At 61.6% G+C, this 16,066-nt stretch carries 26 protein-coding genes and 2 tRNA genes; 25 read left to right on the top strand and 3 right to left on the bottom strand.

Features of this window, described 5'->3' with window-relative positions; translation table 11 throughout:
* Nucleotides 1–2 precede the first annotated feature (2 nt).
* The 4 genes from HJC00_RS09985 (at nucleotide 3) to HJC00_RS09970 (ending at nucleotide 1,832) form a co-directional block, all read left to right on the top strand.
* Nucleotides 3–557 (top strand): DUF1643 domain-containing protein, encoded by a 555-nt coding sequence (locus tag HJC00_RS09985; protein ID WP_221163944.1) that lies wholly within the window; start codon nucleotides 3–5, stop codon nucleotides 555–557.
* Nucleotides 554–1,024, top strand: a complete 471-nt coding sequence (locus HJC00_RS09980; RefSeq protein WP_311044167.1) for a hypothetical protein — start codon at nucleotides 554–556, stop codon at nucleotides 1,022–1,024. The genes HJC00_RS09985 and HJC00_RS09980 overlap by 4 nt, the downstream gene beginning before the upstream one ends.
* A complete protein-coding gene (locus tag HJC00_RS09975) occupies nucleotides 1,021–1,668 on the top strand; it encodes a DUF6362 family protein (protein ID WP_221163943.1) in 648 nt (215 codons plus the stop codon). The genes HJC00_RS09980 and HJC00_RS09975 overlap by 4 nt, the downstream gene beginning before the upstream one ends.
* Nucleotides 1,669–1,757: 89 nt before the next feature.
* Nucleotides 1,758–1,832: transfer RNA gene (locus HJC00_RS09970), tRNA-Ile, on the top strand.
* 29 nt (nucleotides 1,833–1,861) lie between these two features.
* On the opposite strand, the gene HJC00_RS09965 is transcribed toward HJC00_RS09970, so the two are convergent.
* Nucleotides 1,862–2,044, bottom strand: coding sequence for a DUF3606 domain-containing protein (locus HJC00_RS09965; protein ID WP_221163942.1), 183 nt, complete (start codon nucleotides 2,042–2,044; stop codon nucleotides 1,862–1,864).
* A 62-nt stretch (nucleotides 2,045–2,106) separates the two neighbouring features.
* Here HJC00_RS09965 and HJC00_RS09960 point away from each other — a divergent pair.
* Nucleotides 2,107–2,181: transfer RNA gene (locus HJC00_RS09960), tRNA-Met, on the top strand.
* A gap of 56 nt (nucleotides 2,182–2,237) precedes the next feature.
* Here the strand turns inward: HJC00_RS09960 and HJC00_RS09955 are convergent.
* Nucleotides 2,238–2,561, bottom strand: a complete 324-nt coding sequence (locus tag HJC00_RS09955) for a hypothetical protein (RefSeq protein ID WP_221163941.1) — start codon at nucleotides 2,559–2,561, stop codon at nucleotides 2,238–2,240.
* A 28-nt stretch (nucleotides 2,562–2,589) separates the two neighbouring features.
* Nucleotides 2,590–3,117: a hypothetical protein gene (locus HJC00_RS09950; protein ID WP_221163940.1), complete on the bottom strand. Its 528-nt coding sequence runs from the start codon at nucleotides 3,115–3,117 to the stop codon at nucleotides 2,590–2,592.
* Between HJC00_RS09950 and HJC00_RS09945 the strand changes: the two genes are divergently transcribed.
* The 20 genes from HJC00_RS09945 (at nucleotide 3,099) to HJC00_RS09855 (ending at nucleotide 16,025) form a co-directional block, all read left to right on the top strand.
* Nucleotides 3,099–3,341: a hypothetical protein gene (locus HJC00_RS09945; protein ID WP_221163939.1), complete on the top strand. Its 243-nt coding sequence runs from the start codon at nucleotides 3,099–3,101 to the stop codon at nucleotides 3,339–3,341. The two genes, HJC00_RS09950 and HJC00_RS09945, sit on opposite strands and share 19 nt — an antisense overlap.
* Entirely contained in the window at nucleotides 3,341–3,478 is a 138-nt protein-coding gene (locus HJC00_RS09940; protein WP_221163938.1) for a hypothetical protein, read from the top strand. The genes HJC00_RS09945 and HJC00_RS09940 overlap by 1 nt, the downstream gene beginning before the upstream one ends.
* Before the next feature lie 3 nt (nucleotides 3,479–3,481).
* Nucleotides 3,482–3,955: a terminase small subunit gene (locus tag HJC00_RS09935; RefSeq protein WP_221163937.1), complete on the top strand. Its 474-nt coding sequence runs from the start codon at nucleotides 3,482–3,484 to the stop codon at nucleotides 3,953–3,955.
* Complete coding sequence (locus HJC00_RS09930) at nucleotides 3,924–5,480, top strand: hypothetical protein (RefSeq protein ID WP_221163936.1); 1,557 nt, start codon at nucleotides 3,924–3,926, stop codon at nucleotides 5,478–5,480. Before HJC00_RS09935 ends, HJC00_RS09930 begins: the two co-directional genes overlap by 32 nt.
* Nucleotides 5,477–6,901 carry a DUF4055 domain-containing protein gene (locus HJC00_RS09925; protein WP_221163935.1) on the top strand — a complete coding sequence of 475 codons (1,425 nt, stop codon included), beginning with the start codon at nucleotides 5,477–5,479 and terminating at the stop codon, nucleotides 6,899–6,901. The genes HJC00_RS09930 and HJC00_RS09925 overlap by 4 nt, the downstream gene beginning before the upstream one ends.
* The gene (locus HJC00_RS09920; protein WP_221163934.1) at nucleotides 6,885–8,804 is read left to right on the top strand and encodes a minor capsid protein; all 1,920 of its coding nucleotides are present in this window, start codon (nucleotides 6,885–6,887) and stop codon (nucleotides 8,802–8,804) included. The genes HJC00_RS09925 and HJC00_RS09920 overlap by 17 nt, the downstream gene beginning before the upstream one ends.
* Nucleotides 8,797–9,003 (top strand): hypothetical protein, encoded by a 207-nt coding sequence (locus tag HJC00_RS09915; protein ID WP_221163933.1) that lies wholly within the window; start codon nucleotides 8,797–8,799, stop codon nucleotides 9,001–9,003. The genes HJC00_RS09920 and HJC00_RS09915 overlap by 8 nt, the downstream gene beginning before the upstream one ends.
* Nucleotides 9,004–9,147: 144 nt before the next feature.
* Nucleotides 9,148–9,276 (top strand): hypothetical protein, encoded by a 129-nt coding sequence (locus HJC00_RS32400; RefSeq protein WP_259672218.1) that lies wholly within the window; start codon nucleotides 9,148–9,150, stop codon nucleotides 9,274–9,276.
* Between the two features lie 20 nt (nucleotides 9,277–9,296).
* The gene (locus tag HJC00_RS09910; protein ID WP_221163932.1) at nucleotides 9,297–9,836 is read left to right on the top strand and encodes a bifunctional 2-polyprenyl-6-hydroxyphenol methylase/3-demethylubiquinol 3-O-methyltransferase UbiG; all 540 of its coding nucleotides are present in this window, start codon (nucleotides 9,297–9,299) and stop codon (nucleotides 9,834–9,836) included.
* Entirely contained in the window at nucleotides 9,833–10,387 is a 555-nt protein-coding gene (locus tag HJC00_RS09905) for a hypothetical protein (RefSeq protein WP_221163931.1), read from the top strand. The genes HJC00_RS09910 and HJC00_RS09905 overlap by 4 nt, the downstream gene beginning before the upstream one ends.
* 56 nt (nucleotides 10,388–10,443) lie before the next feature.
* Nucleotides 10,444–11,250: a hypothetical protein gene (locus HJC00_RS09900; protein ID WP_221163930.1), complete on the top strand. Its 807-nt coding sequence runs from the start codon at nucleotides 10,444–10,446 to the stop codon at nucleotides 11,248–11,250.
* 41 nt (nucleotides 11,251–11,291) lie between these two features.
* Nucleotides 11,292–12,278, top strand: a complete 987-nt coding sequence (locus tag HJC00_RS09895; RefSeq protein ID WP_221163929.1) for a major capsid protein — start codon at nucleotides 11,292–11,294, stop codon at nucleotides 12,276–12,278.
* A 63-nt stretch (nucleotides 12,279–12,341) separates the two neighbouring features.
* Nucleotides 12,342–12,833: a hypothetical protein gene (locus tag HJC00_RS09890; protein ID WP_221164035.1), complete on the top strand. Its 492-nt coding sequence runs from the start codon at nucleotides 12,342–12,344 to the stop codon at nucleotides 12,831–12,833.
* A gap of 6 nt (nucleotides 12,834–12,839) precedes the next feature.
* Nucleotides 12,840–13,415, top strand: a complete 576-nt coding sequence (locus HJC00_RS09885; protein WP_221163928.1) for a DnaT-like ssDNA-binding protein — start codon at nucleotides 12,840–12,842, stop codon at nucleotides 13,413–13,415.
* A 4-nt stretch (nucleotides 13,416–13,419) separates the two neighbouring features.
* On the top strand, nucleotides 13,420–13,809 hold the full coding sequence (locus HJC00_RS09880) for a hypothetical protein (RefSeq protein ID WP_221163927.1): 390 nt from the start codon (nucleotides 13,420–13,422) through the stop codon (nucleotides 13,807–13,809).
* Nucleotides 13,806–14,057 (top strand): hypothetical protein, encoded by a 252-nt coding sequence (locus tag HJC00_RS09875; RefSeq protein ID WP_221163926.1) that lies wholly within the window; start codon nucleotides 13,806–13,808, stop codon nucleotides 14,055–14,057. The genes HJC00_RS09880 and HJC00_RS09875 overlap by 4 nt, the downstream gene beginning before the upstream one ends.
* Complete coding sequence (locus HJC00_RS09870) at nucleotides 14,057–14,449, top strand: HK97 gp10 family phage protein (protein ID WP_221163925.1); 393 nt, start codon at nucleotides 14,057–14,059, stop codon at nucleotides 14,447–14,449. The genes HJC00_RS09875 and HJC00_RS09870 overlap by 1 nt, the downstream gene beginning before the upstream one ends.
* Nucleotides 14,446–14,862 (top strand): hypothetical protein, encoded by a 417-nt coding sequence (locus tag HJC00_RS09865; RefSeq protein ID WP_221163924.1) that lies wholly within the window; start codon nucleotides 14,446–14,448, stop codon nucleotides 14,860–14,862. The genes HJC00_RS09870 and HJC00_RS09865 overlap by 4 nt, the downstream gene beginning before the upstream one ends.
* A gap of 45 nt (nucleotides 14,863–14,907) precedes the next feature.
* The gene (locus HJC00_RS09860; RefSeq protein ID WP_221163923.1) at nucleotides 14,908–15,849 is read left to right on the top strand and encodes a phage tail tube protein; all 942 of its coding nucleotides are present in this window, start codon (nucleotides 14,908–14,910) and stop codon (nucleotides 15,847–15,849) included.
* On the top strand, nucleotides 15,849–16,025 hold the full coding sequence (locus HJC00_RS09855) for a hypothetical protein (protein ID WP_221163922.1): 177 nt from the start codon (nucleotides 15,849–15,851) through the stop codon (nucleotides 16,023–16,025). The genes HJC00_RS09860 and HJC00_RS09855 overlap by 1 nt, the downstream gene beginning before the upstream one ends.
* Nucleotides 16,026–16,066: the final 41 nt, after the last annotated feature.

The raw sequence follows: 16,066 nt of genomic DNA, 5'->3' as shown, positions 1-16,066 counted from the left end.
CAATGATCGATCTCTTCGGCAACCCGCCGACCTACGATGCGGAGTTCCAAGGCAAGAACCGCCTGACGCTGAGCCGGTGGTGGGGTGGCGGTCCTCGAGCATGCGTGATCGGCTGCAACCCTTCTACCGCCGACGCCAAGAAAGACGACCAGACCTCGATCTGGTGGAACAAGTGGTTCCATACGAACGGCTTCGGCGGGTACGACGCCGTCAACCTCTATCCATTCTGCTCATCCAGCCCCGCCGAATGCCGGCGCATCGTCTCTACCATCGAGGGCGGCGCCTGGGATGTTCGAGACGATCTGCACTTCGTCAACCTCCCTCATGTTGTCGCGAAAGCTAAAGCCGCGGCTCAGGTCTTCGTCTGCTGGGGAGCAATTGCCTGGGATATGGACTGGATCAACCACGTCGTCGAGGAGATCCAGTCAGGCGAAGCGCCCTATCCGGATTTGTGGTGCTGGGGGAGGACGAGCAGCGGGGCCCCTAAGCATCCGATGGCGCGCGGCCCTCATCGCATCCAAGCCGACCAGAAAGCGATCGTCTGGAGGGCTGCGTGACGGACCCGCAAGACCATCCCGAAGCGCTGGCGATCTTCGCCGAATACGGCATAGCGGTCGTGCCGGCGCATGTGATGCCGTCGGTCGGCCAGACGCGAGCGATCGCCACCCTCGACCGCATCAGAAAGCGCCATGGAGACGCACACGCGCGTTTCGTGGTCATGACGCTGGCAGAGACCGCCAACAACAAAGCTTTTATCGACGAGACCTCCCTGTGGGTGGTCAGCGACATGGTTCGGGCGGCGGCCAAGAACTATCCCGATCTCGTCGAGAACAACGTGTCAGCCTGGTTCTCGTTCTTCGACGCTATCCCGCTGGGCTATCTTCAATACTGGGCCTTCGACCTCGACGGAATTGTCTCCAAACGACACGCGCTGGTGGGGATGTTATACGAGAGGATGCGCCGGCAGTTCGGAGCCATGGCGGTCCAACCCGATCTTCTGGACGATAGACGAGGAGCAGCATGATCACAGGACGCGAAATCGGTGAACGCTTCATCCGTGCGGTGGAAATCAGTATGCGTTCATTCGCATCTGTCGGGCCGAAGGTGGCGCGTCGGGCTGTGTGGATAGAATACCAATATACCCAAGGCGACAAGAACGGGTGGGGTGCCGAGCGGCTTGCAGAGGAGCGCAAGGACTTCTGGTCTACAATGCGCACGCCATCTGCCCGTGAGATCAGCGAAGCCGAGGAAACGCAGCAATGGCTCTTCTACATCGACAAAGAACACGAGCGCCAATGCCTCACTGCATGGGCATGGTGCATGGCAAGGCGCCAATCCTTCAAAGACTGGTGTGCCGAGCAGGGCTTCCATGTCGAAACCGGCCGGCGCAGAAAAGAGCGGGCAATCTTACGTATTTTGTTAGCAATGTCCCGCAAGCCGTTGCAGCATAACGAAATCGATGTCAACGCCATGTTGCCTGACATAGGCGAAATGAGCGATAAACATGCCAACATCGCAGAAGGCGTGACGCACTGGCGAGCTGATGATGCGAAACCGAAAATGGTCTGCGATTTCGATCAGCGGCTGATGGTCTTCGACTGGGCCGATAAGCAGAATGAGCGGCGCAAGCAGCGAGACGCCGAGAGGCGCAAGCGCACGGCCGCATGAATTTGCTATACGCGGGTATAGCATATCCCCTCTCGGGGCGCCCACAAGCCAACGATACGATAGTCAATCGGGGCCGTTGGAGCCAATAACGCAGGCAGGGCAAACGGTAAGCCACGCGGCTCATAACCGCGAAATATCCGGTTCAACTCCGGAGCCTGCAACCATTAGGAGGGGAAGCCGACGCGCTTTCCAGTCAGGCCTTCGATTTCTCGGCCAGCGCGTTCGCCTTCTCTCGCGAATTGCCTGCTTCTTTAATGATCTTGCGGGCCTGGTCCTCAGTGAGGCCATGCTTACGTTTGAAGTAGTTGAGTTCGTAGGCCTGCCCCGCGGCAACGCGACTGCGATCGCGTCCAATGTTCTTCTTGTCGTCTGCCATGGATTCCTCCGGGTTCGTGGCAATTCGAACTGCAAAGCCTGAGGAATGTTCCAAGTTCCACCCGTCGGAGTAGAGCAGCCCGGTAGCCCGCCAGCCTCATAAGCTGGAGGCCGGAGGTTGGAATCCTCCCTCCGCAACCTCGGCTGCGCCACCTATCAGTCGCCTGGGCGCGATCTCTGGCGGGCGCTGTATTTTATGCGGTCGTCCGGAAGACCTGTGGGTTTTCTACGACCACAACCAGGTTTGCGAATTCGGCGGGTATGTGCCCCTGCTGGTAGACGGATTCAGGTAGAGGCATCTGCTGAAACATCTGCAGTAGTTCCGGACCAGGAGGAGCCGCGTAGCCGGACGCCATCCTTGGAGCAATTAAGCGAAGTGGGCGGATTTGACCGCCGGCTATGGGTTCGAGCCATATCGGCACTAGCCAGCACCGATTTTGCCAGATCACGTAGTCCATCATCACGACGCCGCCGCCAAACGGTAACATGAGCTGCCCAGCTATTTCGATTTCTTCCATTCTAGAACCTCTGGCATGTGAAACTAGATTACTTCGTTAACGGCGGTTTCGTACGGGTGAAGGCCCAAGGCGCTGCTGTATCATATCCGCATTTGGAGCATTCAAAGACAGGACCACCCTTTGAAACTCGCGACGGATCTGCATAGCCAACCGACAGCATGATGGTTGGAGGGAACTCGCAATGACATAGCTGGTATCCAAGTGACTTTGCCAGTTCCGCCTCGGCTATAGCCAATTGCTTTTCCGAATTTTCGATGGCCAAAGACGCAACAGCTTGTTTGTCTGCAGGCAGCATGTCCTTTGCATCTTTGAAGACGCCCAGGAGTTGCCGGATCGCCTTAAAGGATGCGGACGCGGCGCTCGCGCCAGCTGCAATATTCTCAGGGGTAATATCCATCGCATTTCCTTTCTGCTTTGCATCGGCAGCAGGCCACATGCTGATGAGTCTGGAAATACTGCTTTCTATCTGCGCGGGTGAAAATTCGCAGTTATCCGCCACCTGTGCACATTGTTCGACTTCTCCACGGGAGATCTGCCATGATCCGCGCGCTGGCAATCCTCATCATCCTCGCCCTCGGAGCGCTTGTCTTCATGTCGTTCCTTTCCATGGCTCACGCCAAGCAGGAACAGGTGAGACCGGAAGGACCGGTACCGACTGCCGAGAAGCATATCCCAGCGCCGCCGAAATGCCGCGAGCCGATCCGGATCAACTTCTGGGTTATGGGCTCGGACGGAAAGCTCAAGCTCACCGGATATCGGATTGTCGAAGGGACATGCTGATGGCGAAGACCACAGCCGCAGAGGCCAAGCGCCGGCTCAACGCTGCCACGAAGACGAAGCCCTCGACCGAGAAGCAGTGGGCAAAGGTCATCAAGACCGCCGAGTCCGTGCTGAAGTCGGCCGGGGTCAAGTTCTGATCCATGCCCGTCCTCAAGAATGCCCGTCATGAGACGTTCGCTCAGTCCGTCGCTAAGGGCAATAGCGCGACGGAAGCTTACGAGGCGGCCGGGTTCAAGCCTCACAGGCAGAACGCCGCGCGTCTGATGACAAATGATGACGTCTGCGCACGCATCAAGGAATTGCAGGCAAAGGCCGTCAAGAAGGTCGAGATCACCGTCGACAGCCTCGCCGCAGAGCTTGAGGAGGCGAGGGCGATCGCTATCACCGAGAAGCAGTCATCGGCCGCTGTCAGCGCCACCATGGGCAAGGCAAAGCTCTTCGGCCTCGGTGTCGAGCATCGCAAACTGTCCGGAACAGTGCAGATCGTCACCATCACCGCCAAGCAACTGGATGCATTGACCGACGATGAGCTTGCACTCCTCGAGACAGCCTATCCCGTTCTCCAAAAGCTCGGGATTGTTGATGGCGATCAAGGAGCAGAGGCAGAGGCGTGACGTCGAGCAGCGCAAGGGCGGCTGGGAAGTCGAGAAACAGCGCTGCGCCGCCGACGTCATCTACTGGTTCGACAACTGGGTGTGGACATACGACCCGCGCCTCGTCGGCAAGCCTGGTGGCGCATATGTCCAGTTCAAGCTGTGGCCGAAGCAGCGCGACGTCGTCCTGTGGCTCAAGGATCGCATCGAAGCCTCGGAAGAGGGGCTGATCGAGAAGAGCCGCGATACCGGAGCGACCTATCTCACGGCGGGCCTTGCCCTGCATCAGTGGCTGTTCTCGCCAGGCTTCAAGGCGACGTTCGGCTCTCGCAAGGTCGATTACGTCGACAAGAAGGACAACCCGGACAGCATCTTCGCGAAGCTCCGGATTATGATGCGGCGCTTGCCGCCGGAGATGATGCCGGAAGGCTTCAACTGGTCGCAGCACGACAACTACATGCGCATCGTCAACCCGGAGACCGGCGGGGTCATCTCGGGTGAAGGCGGCGAGGACATGGGCCGCGGCGGCCGATCGTCGATGTACGTCCTCGACGAGGCGGCCTTCGTTCCGAATGCGGAGACGGTCGAGAAGGCGCTGTCCGGTAATACCGATTGCGTCATCTGGGTCTCGTCGGTCAATGGCATGGGCAACCTGTTTGCCCGCAAGCGCCACTCGGTGCTGAAGCCGCATCAGATCATGCGCCTGCACTGGCGTGACGATCCTCGCAAGACCGAGGAATGGGCAGCCAACAAGCAGGCCAGCTTCTCCGACCCGACAACATGGGCGAGCGAGTACGACATCGACTACAGCGCCTCGGTGGAGGGCATTTGCATTCCGGCCCTTTGGGTGGAGAGCGCCAAGCGGCTGAAGGCTCTTGAGCCTCGCCTGAAAGCCTCCGCGGTTGGCGTGCTGGGCGGTGACGTCGGCGCCGGCAAGGCGAAGTCGGTGGTCATCCCTCGCTTCGGCCCGATCGTGAAGCCGCCGAGGAGCCGCGGTGAACCGGACACGACCGAAACTGCACACTGGATGCTGGACGTGGCCAGCGAAACCGGAGCGTCGACGCTGAACTTCGATGCGCCAGGCGTTGGTGCCGGCGTCTCGTCGACGTTGATGAAGAACCCAAAGGCGGGCTTGAAGGTCGTCCCGGTTAACACTGGCCTGCCGCCAACGGATCGCAAATGGCCGGATGGGCGAACCTCGGAAGAGATGTTCGGCAACCTCAAGGCCGAAGTCTGGTGGCTTTCCCGCACGACGCTGCAGCGCACGCATGAGCATGTCCTCTGGCTCGAAGGCAAGGGCGGTCGCGAGCATCCGCTGACGGATCTCATGGCGCTGCCTTCCGGCGACAAGGACAGTGACCAGCTCTGCCTCGAGCTCTCCCTCGTCAAGTGGGGTAGGAACGAGCGCGGCAAGATCGTGATCGAGAGGAAGGATGAGCTGAAGCGCCGGGGCATCAACAGCCCTGACTATGCCGACGCTCTGATGCTGACGAACGTAGACCCGCCCCGCAAGCACACCACGACATCGGAGCAGCTTAGGATATGAGCAACATCGCCACGCCTGCCGCTGCTGTCGCCGACGCCGAGCAGAAGCGCGCATTGCCGCGCACGCTGATGGGTGGCACGGCTGCGATGCGGAAGGCTGGCAAGGTCTATCTGCCGCAGGAGCCGGCCGAGGATGAAGCGGCTTACAAGAACCGCCTGTCGCGCACCTTCCTCTTCAACGGCTTCAAGAAAACCGTGAAGGATATGGCCGGCAAGGTGTTCACCAAGCCCGTCCAGATGGGCAAAGACGTGCCCGCGCAGTTGCAGGAATACGCCGAGAACATCGACCTGACAGGGCAGGGGCTCAACAACTTCGCCTATGCCATCTTCGAGGGGGGCATGGTCGACGGGATCTCTTACATCCTCGTCGAGATGCCGCCGGCGAACCCTGAAGCGACCCGCGCCGATGACATTGCCAGCGGCCGGCGGCCGTACCTCGTCCATATCGAGGCCTGCAAGATTCTCGGCTTCAAGTCGAAGCTGATCGAAGGCCGGCAGGTGCTGACCCAGGTCCGCATCTTGGAGACGGCAACCGAGGATAACCCGGAAGACGAGTTCGCCGAGGTCTGCATCCCGCAGATCCGCGTCTTTGATCGCACCGACCTGGGCGTCGTCACCTTCCGCGTCTATCGCGAGCAGAAGGGCAAGCGGAACAAGGTCGAGTGGGTGCAGGTCGCTTCAGGCTCCATCAGCCTTAAGGACATCCCGCTCGTCCCAGTCTATGCGAACCGCACCGATTACATGATGGGCGAGCCGCCGCTCGCCGATCTCGCCTTCACCAATGAGGCGCACTGGCAGTCATCAAGCGACCAGCGCAACATCCTGCATGTGGCCCGCGTGCCGATGCTGTTTGCCAAGGGGTTCGACGAAGCAGACACGCTCGTTGTCGGCGCCAACAGCTTCACCCGAAGCAGCAACGAAAACGCCGACATGAAATATGTCGAGCACACCGGATCCTCCATCAGCGCCGGCCGGGACGATCTGAAGGACCTCGAGTTCCAGATGCAGACGCTCGGGCTCGAACTGCTGATCCCGAAGCCTGGCGGCCAGTCGGCAACCGGCGCGGTGATCGACCAGGGCAAGATCAATTCGCCGCTGGCGATGATGGCGGACAACCTCAAGGACGCGCTCGAGCAGGCGTTCGGCTACATGGCCCAGTATGCGGGCATGGGCACGGATGCCGGCGGCTCGCTGACGGTCAACACCGATTTCGGGATCACGCTGCGGGATGCGGCCGACCTGCAGACGCTGCTGGCTGCGGTCAATGCCGGCCAGATTAGCCGCGAGACCTTCCTCAGGGAGCTAATGCGCCGCGGCGTGCTGATGGAGATCGAGCCCGACGACGAGATGGAGCGCATCGAGCAGGATGGCGAAGCGCTCGGCCTGAAGCGCGAAGAGGACGATAATGCCGACGGCGAATGAAGCCGCTCTCGACGCTTCTGTTCGTCACCAGATCGGCATCCTTCGCTATTCCTCGTCCGTCGTCCGGAAGGTCGTCTCGCTGCTGAACAAGGTCGACGATCGGCTGGTCACTGAGATTGCCAAGCGCGGCGTCGGCGACGAGAGCTTCACCCAGCGCCGGCTGGAACTGCTCCTGGATTCGGTACGGTCGATCATTGCCGAGGCCTATGGCAAGGCGACGACATCGCTGAGCGACGAACTGAAGGACTTCTCCGGCTATGAGCGGGACTTCCAGATTGATCTGATGCGCAAGGTGGTGCCGATCGACATCAGCTTCATCAAGCCGACGAGCGCGCAGCTCTACGCCGCGGTAACGGCAAGGCCCTTCGATGGCCGGTTGCTGAAGGACTGGTACACCGACCTCGAGGCAGGCGCCTATCGCAGGCTTCGGGACTCGATCCGCATGGGCTATATCGAAGGCCGAACCACGGATCAGATCATCCGCGACATCCGAGGGACGCGGGCGCAGCAATACAAGGACGGCATTCTCGAAATCTCTCGTAGGGGAGCAGAGGCCACCGTCCGCACCGCGATCAACCACACGGCCAATGTGGCGCGGAACGAGACATATAAGGCCAACAGCGACCTCGTGAAGGGCGTCCAATGGATCTCGACCTTGGACGCACGCACCACCGCGGTCTGCCGGGGGCGTGACGGCAACGTCTACCCGCTGGATTCCGGACCTCGGCCGCCAGCCCATGTCAACTGCCGGTCGTCGACGGCACCGGTGCTGAAGTCGTGGAAAGAAATGGGCATCAACCTGAAGGAAGCGCCGGAAGGCACGCGCGCTTCGATGGACGGGCAGGTGCCGGCATCGATGACCTATTCCGACTGGCTGCGGAAGCAGCCGAAGGACGTCCAGGACGACATTCTGGGGGTGGCGAAGGCGAAGCTGTTTCGCAACGGGGATCTGCCGCTCGATCGTTTTATCGACCGGGCCGGCCATGAATACACATTGGATGAGCTGAGGCGGCGGGAAGCCGCGGCATGGCGCAAGGCGTTCGGTGAGCCTGGTTCATCATCCGACGGTCCGCCGCCGGCGCCACCACCACAACGGCGCCAGATCGCGCCGCGCAATGCCATCGAGAAATCCTACACCGACCGGCTCGGCAAGGACATCGATCCGCGGTTCGTCAAGGCGTTCGAGAAGACGACGCCGGTCAAGATGGTCGACAGTGCGACTGGCGGGTTCTATCGCTTCGACGATCACGCGATGCTCATCCCGGCCGATTGGACCCAGACGCGCGATCGGTTGAAGTGGGTGGGCACCTTCGCCCACGAATACGGCCACGCCATCGACCTCGACGGCCGCAAGGTCGACACGCTCCGCTCAGCAGCGATGGCCCAAGCGATCTCCGAGGACCGGCAGGCGCTGATTGCCGGATCCGTGAAGGGGAAGGCGCTCCCGGATGAGGCTCGCAAGCAGCTCCTGTCGATGGTCGGCGACGATGCGAAGGCGGCCGGCGATTTCGAGCGCCTGATGAAGGATGGCGAGTTCGAAAACGCAATGGACGTTATCGTCGAGGAATTGCGGAGACGAAACCGGGAGTCCAATTATCAGCCAAGCGACGAGATGAGGCTCGACAATTATGCGCTCGGCAACATGATGGACTTCCTTGGCGCCGTCAGCGACCTCGAGCGCGGACACGGGCACAGCAAGGGCTATTACAGCCGGTTCCCGTCGCTGCGCGAGGATGGCAGGGGCGGCCAGGTGACGGCAGGGCATACCGCGGAAGCCTTCGCAAACGCCTATATGGCGAATGTGCTGGAAAAACACGCCCTTTGGTCATATATGATTGATCAGATGGGCCCGAGAACGGCGAGAGCCTTCCGGGCCATAATTGATGAGGTGGCAAATGGCTGATCGCTCAGCCACGCTTGAGGCCGCTCGTCGGCGCTACAACGAGCTCTATCCCGATCGCCCGATCACACGCATCGGCGACACGACGGAGCCCTATTATCATCTCGTGGTCATGAACGGCTCCTGGTTGAACGGGAATCCGCTCTCGGACGAGCAGATCGCCGCCGTCGAGATGATCACTCCGGCCGGCATGTTCTCCTGACCCATGGCCGAGCAATCCAAACGCTTTCGAGTGATACCTGGCGGACCTGCCGGGGATGGTACGGCACAGCCGAAGGCGTATAGGGCACGGAAGCGCGGCGAGCCTGAAGTCCTCACCTGCTCCACCTGCGAGCAGGATACGGGCGTGGCTACGGCGCTCACCTTCGAAATGAAGCAGGGCCGGATGATCCGCGACGGTGTGCCGTTCGGCGGATCGAAGATCATCTACTGCGGCCATTGTCTGGCCCGCGGGAAACTCACCCGCCTCGTCTGAACCTATTTCAGGACATCGCTATGACCGATCTGCTGGCCGCTTCCGAGCGGGCCAAATACGAGCGCATGTGGGCTCGGCCGGAGTACCGCGTCTGGTCACCGGGTAAGGACAGCGCGGAAGAGGCAATCGCCACGTTCGGCGCGTCGTCGGTGATCGACTTCGGGTGTGGTGAGGGCAAGGCGCTCGACCAGTTCCTCGCTTCCGGGATGGAGGTGATTGGCATTGATCTCGTGAGCCTCAGAGAGGGCGTTATCGAGGCGTGCCTGTGGGATTTGCCGGCGGACCTGAAACCCGCGTCCTGGGGCTTCTGCGCGGACGTGATGGAGCATATTCCGACCGACAAGGTTGAAGCTGTGCTCTCGAACATCGCCGGCAAGGTGCGGCTCGGCTGCTACTTCCGAATCTCGACGGAACCGGACGGCATGGGCGCGCTGATCGGCGAACGCCTTCACCTGACCGTCAGGGATGCCGTCTGGTGGGGCCACCGCGTGCGGGAGCATTTCGCTCAGGTCGTGGTTATTCCCTGCGGCGGCTACTGCATCGTCGTGGCGCGCAAATGAGATCGGCGCTTGTGCTCGGTGGCGCGGCCTGCGCCTGGGATGATCTGGCAAAAGCAAGGGAGTTCGGCCCCTTTGACGCGACCATCGCCATCAACGACATGCTGGCGCATTACCAGGGCGAGATTGATTTCGCCGTCTCGCTTCATCCCGAGAAATATCACCTCTGGATGTCGGACCGGGACAGCAAGGGACTTGCAAGGCCGAAGAAGTTCGTAGCCCACGCCGGCAATACGCAGGAGGGCCGGAATGCGGCTTTCCCGGTCGACATCGTCACCGACTACCGCTGGCCGGGGATGAATGCATCGGGCTCCTCGGGGCTCTTCGCCGTCAAGGTGGCGCTCGAGCACGGGTTTGACCGCATCATCCTCTGCGGCGTGCCGATGGACGGCAAGCAGTCGCATTTCTTCGACAACACGCCTTGGACGGAGGTTCAATCCTTCACCGAGGCCTGGGGCATCGCTCGCCCCTTCATTGCGGAATTCACCCGTTCGATGAGCGGGAAGACGAGAGATTGGCTCGGCGTTCCTTCCCTGGAGTGGCTGGGCCGATAAGCAGGCAGACCCGACCACCCGACCGCCGCCCGGTGTGAAACCGAGGCGGCTTTTTCATGGGCGCGATGCCCATCAACCAGCGAGAGGCTGACCACATGCCACTGAAATTCTCCGTCGACTCCCTCGATGACATCTCCGAAGCGCACCGAGACCTTTACACCGAGAAGGATGGCAAATTCTTCCTGTCGGTAGACGGTCTCGAAGACAATGCCGGCCTGAAGAAGGCTCTCGAAACCGAGCGCGAAACGCGCAAGAAATACGAGAAGGAAATCAAGGCCTGGCAGCGCACCGGCAAGACTGCCGATGAGATCGCCGAGCTACTGGCCGCCGCCGAAGAGGCAGAGCGCCAGAAGCATGTGAAGGAAGGCAACTTCGACGCCGTCCTGAAGCAGCATCAGGGCAACTGGGAGAAGGAAAAGGCGGATCTTGTTGCGGAGCTTGAGGCTTCGAAGGCTTCCGAAAAGGGCGCCGTGATTGGCAATTCGCTCCTGACCGCCCTCACCAAGGCCGGCGCCACGGAAGAAGGCCTCGACTTGCTGCCTGATCGCCTCTCGCCACGCATCAATTTCGAACGTGACGGCAATAAGCGCGTCATCTCAATCATGGCCGCGGACGGCGTGACGCCGCTTGCAGGCTCGGCAAAGGACGGCATGGCAACCTTCGACGACCTCGTCAAGGAAGCCGTCGACAAATACCCGTCGCTCTTCAAGGGCAGCGGGCAGGGCGGGAGCGGGAAGCACCCGGACAACAAAGGCGGCGGGAGATCCGGCGTCAGCAAACGTTCCGATCTCAAGACGTCGAAGGAGCGGGCTGATTTCATCGATCAGCACGGTCTGGAAGCGTACAAGGCCCTGCCGGCCTGATCGGACAAATCGAAACCCGGTTTGACTGAAAGGATCTCACAATGGCAACCGGCAAAGCATCTGATTTCAAGGTCTACCAGGAGTACCTGCAGACCCGTATGACCGAAATCCTCACCCAGAACGGCGACCTGTTCAACGTCGCTTCGAATGGCGCGATCGTGATGACGTCCGCGTCCAAACGCGGCGACTACGAATACGAAGCCTTCTTCAAGTCGATTTCGGGCTTGGCATCCCGCCGCGACACGACTTCGACCAGCTCCGCAACTGATCTTGCCCTGACCCAGGACGAGTTCGTTCGCGTCAAGCTGAACCGCAAGATCGGTCCGGTAGCCAACACCCGCGACTCGTTCCGCAAGATCATGGCCCGCTACAGCCAGACCGAGTTCACCGATATCGTCGCCGAGCAGGCCTCCAAGGCCCAGCAGCTCGATATGCTGAACTCCACCCTGCGCGCCGGCCGTGCTGCCCTCGTCAACCAGTCGGCGGTCCTCTACACGATCCCGTCGAACGGCACGATGACCACTGCCGGCCTCGTCAACGGTCTCGCCAAGCGCGGCGACCGTGCCGACGATGTCGTCTGCTGGGTCATGCACTCCAAGGTCTATTTCGACCTCGTGCTGCAGCAGATCTCGGCGAACATCGACGGCCTGTCGAACTTCAACGTCCAGACCGGCACGCCGGTCACGCTGAACCGTCCGGTCGTCATCTCCGACTCCGCGGCACTGGCCGTCACCTCCGGTTCGCCGGCAGTGATGACCTACTACACGCTCGGCCTCACGGCGAACGCCCTCCTGGCGGAAAGCTCCGAGGAAGACGACGTCGTCGTCGACGAGGTGACCGGCAACGAAAACCTGATCGTCCGCATCCAGGGTGAATACGCCTTCAATGCCGGCGTGAAGGGCTTCAAGTGGGACGTCGCCAACGGCGGCGCGAACCCGAACGACACGGCGCTCGCCACCGGTTCCAACTGGGATCCGGCAGTCACCGACTACAAGGACTATGCGGGCATCGTCATCGCTTCCCGCTAAGCGCCTTGAGAAACGGGGCGAGGGGCTTCGGCTCCTCGCTCTCCCTCCACTGGAGACCACGACATGAAAGTCATCATCTATTACGGCCACGATGGCGCCGCGGCGAAGGCTTTTGCCGCAGAGCTCCGCGAAGCGAAGCACGCTGCCCAGGTCCGCCATGCTCCGTTCTTCGATCAGCCTGAAAAGGCAGATGACATCGTCATCCTCGAATGCGTGTCCGACTTTGATCGCGGCCGGATTGAGGCGGCTTACAGGGCGGCGCTTGAGGCAACCGGTGTCTTGCGCCAGGACGGCCCCACCGTAGAGGAATACGTGGCAGCCGGGTACTCGGCTTCGGTATACCCGCCCAAGGGCTATGCCTCGCGCAGCACGCCTGAAGAGATCGCAGCGGCGATTGCTGCCCAAATCAATCCGGCGCCGCCGCCGGCAAATCCCGTTGAACCGACCGACGACGAACTCCGAGCAGCCCTCACGGCGGCTGGCAAGCCTCCGCATCCTCAGACCGGGCGCAAGAAGCTCCTCGAGAAGTACAACGCCCTGAAGGCAACGGAGTAACACCCCATGGCCCTTGATTCCACGGTGGGCGGCGCTAACGCCGACAGCTACGCCTCGCTGGCCGAATTCAAGGCCTATGCCGATGCGATCGGCTTCACCTACACCTCGGTGTATACCGATGACGTGATCGAAATCGCCATGCGCAAGGCGACGCAATACCTCGATCGCGCCTACCGCGGGAAGTGGAAGGGGTTTCGCTCCGATCGCGACCAGGCGCTGGCATGGCCGCGGATGTCCACTCAGAACCTGCCGGTCAACTACCTGACGCCTTCCTTCACGACGGGCGTCATCGACGAGGACGGCTATGAAATCCCGTCGAACACCATCCCGAAGCAGGTCAAGGAAGCCGAGTACGAGGCAACCATCATCAGCCTCGGCGGCTCCGATCTTCTGCCCCCCTATCCGCGCGGCAATGCCATCAAGCGCAAGAAGGTCAAGGCTGGGCCGGTGGAAACCGAAACGGAATACATGGACAGCGCGTCGGCGCGCGATCGCTACCTGAAGATCGAGGGGCTGCTCTACGGCCTCACCACCGGGCAGCCTGGCGCGACGTCCGGTTCCGGCAAGCTGGTGAGGGCGTGAACCAGTGAGCACGACTGTTGCTGCCATCGCGGCGGAGGCCTTCGACGCGGTCGCAGAAGAGATTTCCGGCGTCATCCTGTCCTGCACCGTCACCCGCAATACGCAAGGTGCCTATGACGCCACCACGGGCGCCTACAGCGAGGCCACGACGACCTTCACCGGCCGCGCTGTGATCGCAACCGGCAGCACCGTCGAGGGCGTCGGGAACGCCAAGATCGCTGATCTCTTCCCGGCCTATGTCGCAGGGCCTTCGGACACTGTGATGATCCTCGAGGGCCTGACCAGCGCCCCGAAGGAGAACGACACGATCTCGGCGGGCGGCGTCACCCGCACCATCAAGGCGGTCGGCGACGTCGTCGGAGCCGGAACCCTCTTTCTGGTGATAGCAGCATGAGCAACGTGATCAGCCTGAACGGGGGAACGCCTGCCGCTTGCGGTGAGCCGCAGGAAGGGCTGGTGAAGCTGCTGGAACAACTTCTCGACATGGCCAGGGCCGGCCATCTGCAGAGCTTCGTCGGCACGGGCTTCGCTTCGGATGGCGCCCGCGTATCCATGTGGGGCGGCCTGCATGAGAACGTCTATGAGATGCTCGGGGCCATCGCCTGGCTTCAGCACGAGTACGTCGAGCGCGAGACGGACTGATGGCCCAGAAGGCTTACGATTTCGCCGTCGGCCTCGGGCAGCTGGCGGATGAACTGACCGATGACGCCATCCTGGCGGTGACGAAGAAGGTCACGCTGCAGGCGCTGCGCGGCGTCGTGCTGAAGTCTCCGGTCGACACCGGCCGGTTCCGGGGGAATTGGAACGTCTCGGTCAACGTCGCCGATATGAGCACGTCTGACAGTCTCGACAAGAACGGCGGATCGACCATCACCAGAGGCGCGGCCGTTGTCGAAGCCCTCGTGCCTTACACCGTCGTCTGGGTGTCCAATGGACTGCCCTATGCGCGGCGGCTGGAGAATGGGCATTCGAAACAAGCCCCCGCCGGCGTCGTCGCGCTGACCGTTGCTGAAATCGAGAGCCAATTCAGATGAGCCTGGAAACCGAACGCGCGGCGATCGAAGGCCGGTTCAAGACCCTGTGGGCAGCTTCGGCCTATGCGGCGCTGAAGGTGGGCTATGACGGCCACAAGTTCGATTTCGTCTCTGGCCAGACCTCGGTGCGGCTCCGGATCGCCGACGGCGACGCAGAGCAGATCAGCTTCGGCAATCCCGGTGCCAACCTCGTCCGGCATGTGGGCGTCATCTTCTTCCAGATCGCCACTCCGGGCGGGGTAGGGACGGCAACCGTCCGCCCGATCGAGGAGACGCTCATGGGCTTCTTCCGCAACGTCACCTTCGGCGGCGTCCGCTGCCGCATCCCGTACCTCATGGGCCGGGAAGAGGAACCGCCGTTCCTGATCTCAACTGTCGCATGCCCGTTTGAACGGGACGAATACAACGCCTAAGCAGCCTGCCCGGTTGACGGGCTCTTTCCCTGAAAGGATCCCCTCATGTCGATTGCTGATACCTCGGGCACCCGCCTAGCTTATGTCGCAGAAGTGACGGAAGGCACGACGCCAGCCTCTCCCTCCTTCCAGAACCTCCGCTTCACCGGGGAGTCCATCGTCGGCGAGAAGCAGACGGTCACCTCCAACGAGATCCGCCCCGACGGCAACGTCCCCGACGTCACCAAGGTCGGCGGCATGGTCTCGGGCGGCTTCGATTTCGAACTGACCTATGGCACCTTCGACGCTCTGCTCGAAAGCGCGCTGCTCGGCACCTGGGCGTCGAACGTCCTGAAGAACGGCCGCGACCGCCACGCCTTCACGCTGGAAAAGACCTTTGAAACCGGCGGGACGGACGTCTACCGCCGTTACAAGGGCTGCCTGGTCAACACCACGACCCTGAACTTCCAGGCGAAGCAGATCGTCACCGGCAACATGACGGTCATGGGCCGCGACTTCTCCGCCGGTGCGGCTGCACTCTCCGGCGCCACCTATACCGCGGGCAACACCAAGGCGGTAATGAACTGCTCCTCCGACTTCGCGACGCTGTCGATCGGCGGCATCTCCCCGGCACTGACGGTCAAGGGCATTCGCCTCAACCTCAACAACAACCTCCGGGCACAGGACAAGATCGGCTCCTCCGCTCTCGCCGGCGTCGGTCTCGGCCAGCATGTCGTCACCGGCTCGATCGAAGCCTACCTCGAGAACAAGGCGATCCTCGACCTGCTCGACAACCACACGGCATCGTCGCTGTCCTTCACCGTCGGCTCGGTCACCGGTGAGAAATACACGATCAGTCTGCCGAAGCTTTACATGACCTCGGGCGACGCGGCGACACCGGGCAACAACCAGGATGTCATGGTCAACATGGATTTCCAGGCGATCTATTCGACCGCCGGATCTCCGGCCGACAACTGCTCGATCAAGATCACGCGGGCCGTCTCCTGATGGCAGACGTCCGCATAATCCCCACTCAGGACTTCGACGGCTATCCGGACGGGATCAACAAGCGATCCTTCCAGGCAGGCGTCGAGGCTACCGTCTCCGAAGGATATGCCAAGCTCCTCACCGGCAAGGGCGTGGCGGTCCGCAAGGCTCCAAAGGCATCTCCCGACAAGAAATAGCGCGCGCTAGGCCGTGGCGGGTGTCGGGCTCGCCACGGCCG

It is taken from the genome of Rhizobium sp. NLR22b (assembly GCF_019685295.1).
Classification (GTDB): Bacteria; Pseudomonadota; Alphaproteobacteria; order Rhizobiales; family Rhizobiaceae; genus Rhizobium.
Note: the sequence above shows the minus strand (reverse complement) of the source record. Positions and strands in the feature narration are given on the sequence as shown.